At 64.5% G+C, this 3,019-nt stretch carries 3 protein-coding genes; all 3 read left to right on the plus strand.

What is annotated here, in order from left to right; translation table 11 throughout:
* The coding region (locus JNK99_RS16140) for a molybdopterin dinucleotide binding domain-containing protein (protein ID WP_291855015.1) at positions 1-901 on the plus strand (901 nt) is incomplete at its 5' end.
* Between the two features lie 156 nt (positions 902-1,057).
* A complete protein-coding gene (gene napG / locus JNK99_RS16145) occupies positions 1,058-1,969 on the plus strand; it encodes a ferredoxin-type protein NapG (RefSeq protein ID WP_291855021.1) in 912 nt (303 codons plus the stop codon).
* Positions 1,966-2,865 (plus strand): quinol dehydrogenase ferredoxin subunit NapH, encoded by a 900-nt coding sequence (gene napH / locus JNK99_RS16150; protein ID WP_291855018.1) that lies wholly within the window; start codon positions 1,966-1,968, stop codon positions 2,863-2,865. Before napG ends, napH begins: the two co-directional genes overlap by 4 nt.
* The last annotated feature ends 154 nt before the right edge of the window (positions 2,866-3,019 follow it).

Here is a 3,019-nt window from a genome sequence, read left to right on the forward strand (position 1 = left end):
GGAGAAGGAAGGCGCCTACGGCAATGCCGAGCGCCGCACGCACGTGTGGCGACAGCTGGTGAACGCGCCCGGCGAGGCCCGGTCCGACCTCTGGCAGCTGACCGAGTTCTCGAAGCGCTTCACGACCGACGAGGTGTGGCCGGCCGCCCTGCTCGAGAAGAATCCGGAATACAAGGGCAAGACGCTGTACGAAGTGCTCTTCGCCAATGGGCAGGTCAACAAGTTCCCGCTCAGCCAGACCTACAAGGGCTTCGACAACGACGAGTCGAAGACAGTCGGCTTCTACCTGCAGAAAGGCCTGTTCGAGGAATACGCCACCTTTGGTCGTGGCCATGCGCACGATCTCGCCGAGTTCGACGCCTACCACAAGGCGCGCGGCCTGCGCTGGCCAGTGGTCGGAGGCAAGGAGACGCTGTGGCGCTTCCGCGAGGGCTACGACCCCTATGTCAAGAAGGGTGAGGGCGTAAAGTTCTATGGCCATCCCGACGGCAAGGCGGTCATCTTTGCCCTGCCCTACCAGCCCGCTGCAGAGATGCCGGACAAGGACTACGACCTCTGGCTGTGCACCGGGCGCGTGCTTGAACACTGGCACACCGGCTCGATGACGCGACGCGTTCCCGAACTCTACAAGGCGATGCCCGATGCCTGGATCTACATGCACCCGGAAGATGCCAAGAAACGGGGTCTGCAACGTGGTGACGTGGTCAAGACCGTCACCCGACGCGGTGAAATCCAGCTGCGCGTGGAAACGCGGGGCCGCAACAAGCCGCCGGTCGGCCTGGTCTTCGTGCCCTTCTTCGACGAGCACCGCCTGGTCAACAAGCTGACGCTGGACGCCACCTGCCCGATCTCGAAGGAAACCGACTTCAAGAAGTGCGCCTGCAAGGTGGTCAAGGCCTGAACGACCAAGCCGGATAATCAGGGAGTGCCGGGGCGGGCAGCACATCGCCCGCCCACCGGCTGAACCGCCCCCGGTTTCTCGTCATGTAGTAGTCATGCCCTCATGCCCAAGGCAAAAGACAAACCCGGTCGCACCCCGTCCAGCCAGGCGAGAATGCTGTCGCCGGCACGCCGGCAGTTCGTTGTCGATTCCGCGCGACTGCTCTGTGGCGTGGGCGTCGTTGGTCTGTGTCTGGCGGGCTACGGCAAGCAGGCACTGGCCAAACCACCGCTGGCCATCCGTCCGCCCGGTGCCGGCCCGGAAGAAGCCTTCCTCGGCGCCTGCATCCGCTGCGGCATGTGCGTACGCGACTGCCCCTACCATATCCTCGAACTGGCTCGGCCGGAAGCACCGGTCGCCACCGGCACTCCCTATTTCAGGGCGCGTGGCGGGCCGTGCGAAATGTGCGAGGACATTCCCTGTGTCAAAGCCTGCCCGACCGGCGCGCTCGATCACAGCCTGACCGACATCAACCAATCCCGGATGGGCCTTGCCATCCTCTCCGATCAGGAAACCTGCCTGAACTTTCTCGGCCTGCGCTGCGATGTCTGCTATCGCGTCTGCCCGGTGATCGACAAGGCGATCACCCTCGAGTTGCGCCCCAATACGCGCACCGGTCGGCACACGATGTTCATCCCGACCGTCCACTCCGAACACTGCACCGGTTGCGGCAAGTGCGAAAATGCCTGCGTCACCGAGGAGGCATCGATCAAGGTGCTGCCGGCCAAGCTGGTCAAGGGCTCACTGGGCGAACACTACCGTCTCGGCTGGGAGGAGAAAAGCAGAGCGGGCGGCCATTCGCTGGTCGAGGACAAGGGGCTGGTCGATCTGCCCGACCGCCTGCCGGAAGGCATGAAGCTCGAAGGACACTTCGATCCGGGCAGCGACAAGCTGCCGGCGGGAATGCCCGGCAGCAGCCAGAACAACCTCGTCCCCAGCCTGCCGCCCGGACTCGCCGGCACCCCGACGGCCGGCCAGGGCAGCGTGTCCTCAACCGCCAAAGGCCTGACGAGCGAGGCCGCAAGATGAACGGCATGCGCGCCGGGACCGAAGCCGTCGTCGCCAAGGGCTGGCTGGCAGCGCACCGCTGGCTGCTGGCGCGGCGCTTCTGTCAGCTCGCCATCCTGAGCCTGTTCCTGCTCGGCCCGCTGGCCGGCATCTGGATCGTCAAGGGTAATCTGGCCTACAGCCTGACGCTCGACACCTTGCCGCTGACCGATCCCTATGTGCTGCTGCAGTCGCTGCTCGCCGGCCATCGACCCGAACGGCTTGGCCTGATCGGAGCATCGATCGTACTCGTCTTCTACTTTCTGGTCGGCGGCCGGGTGTACTGCGCCTGGGTCTGCCCACTCAACCCGGTCACCGACCTGGCCGGCTGGTTGCGCGACCGACTGGGCATCAAGGGTAGCGCACACGTCGCGCGCAGCAGCCGCTACTGGCTCCTGGCGATGACGCTGCTGCTTGCCGGGCTCACCGGGTCGATCGCCTGGGAACTGGTCAATCCGGTATCGATGCTGCAGCGTGGGCTGATCTTTGGCCTCGGTCTGGCCTGGACGGTTACATTGGCGGTTTTCCTGTTCGACCTGTTCGTGATGAGTCGCGGCTGGTGTGGCCACCTTTGTCCGGTCGGCGCCTTCTACAGCCTGCTCGGCAAGTGGAGTCCGCTGCGCGTCACGGCATCCCGACGCGCTGACTGCAACGACTGCATGGACTGCTTCGAGGTCTGCCCGGAACCGCAGGTCATTCGTCCGGCCCTCAAGGGAGCTGGCAAGGGCGTCGGGCCGGTGATCGTCGCCGCCAACTGTACCAACTGCGGGCGCTGTATCGATGTCTGCTCGAAAGACGTCTTTGCTTTCGGCATGCGCTTCAACAACCCACCCGAAAACGGAACGCAAGCCGCAACGCCCTGCCCCAGCAGCCACTGAAGTATTCGGGAACCATTGCAACAAACCTTTGACGTGGAGGGAACGCCAATCATGAACAAGCCACTGAAACTTAGCCTCGCCATCCTGGCGAGCTGCCTGACGTCCCTGGCGTTTGCCGCAGACAACGCCACGTCGATGCGCGGCGTCGACGTCG

This window comes from Accumulibacter sp., assembly GCF_016789985.1.
In the GTDB taxonomy this organism is placed as follows: Bacteria; Pseudomonadota; Gammaproteobacteria; order Burkholderiales; family Rhodocyclaceae; genus Accumulibacter.

Excerpts from the sequence above, each read along its gene's own strand:
- napH (WP_291855018.1), top strand. The coding sequence starts at position 1,966 with ATGAACGGCATGCGCGCCGGGACCGAAGCCGTCGTCGCCAAGGGCTGG.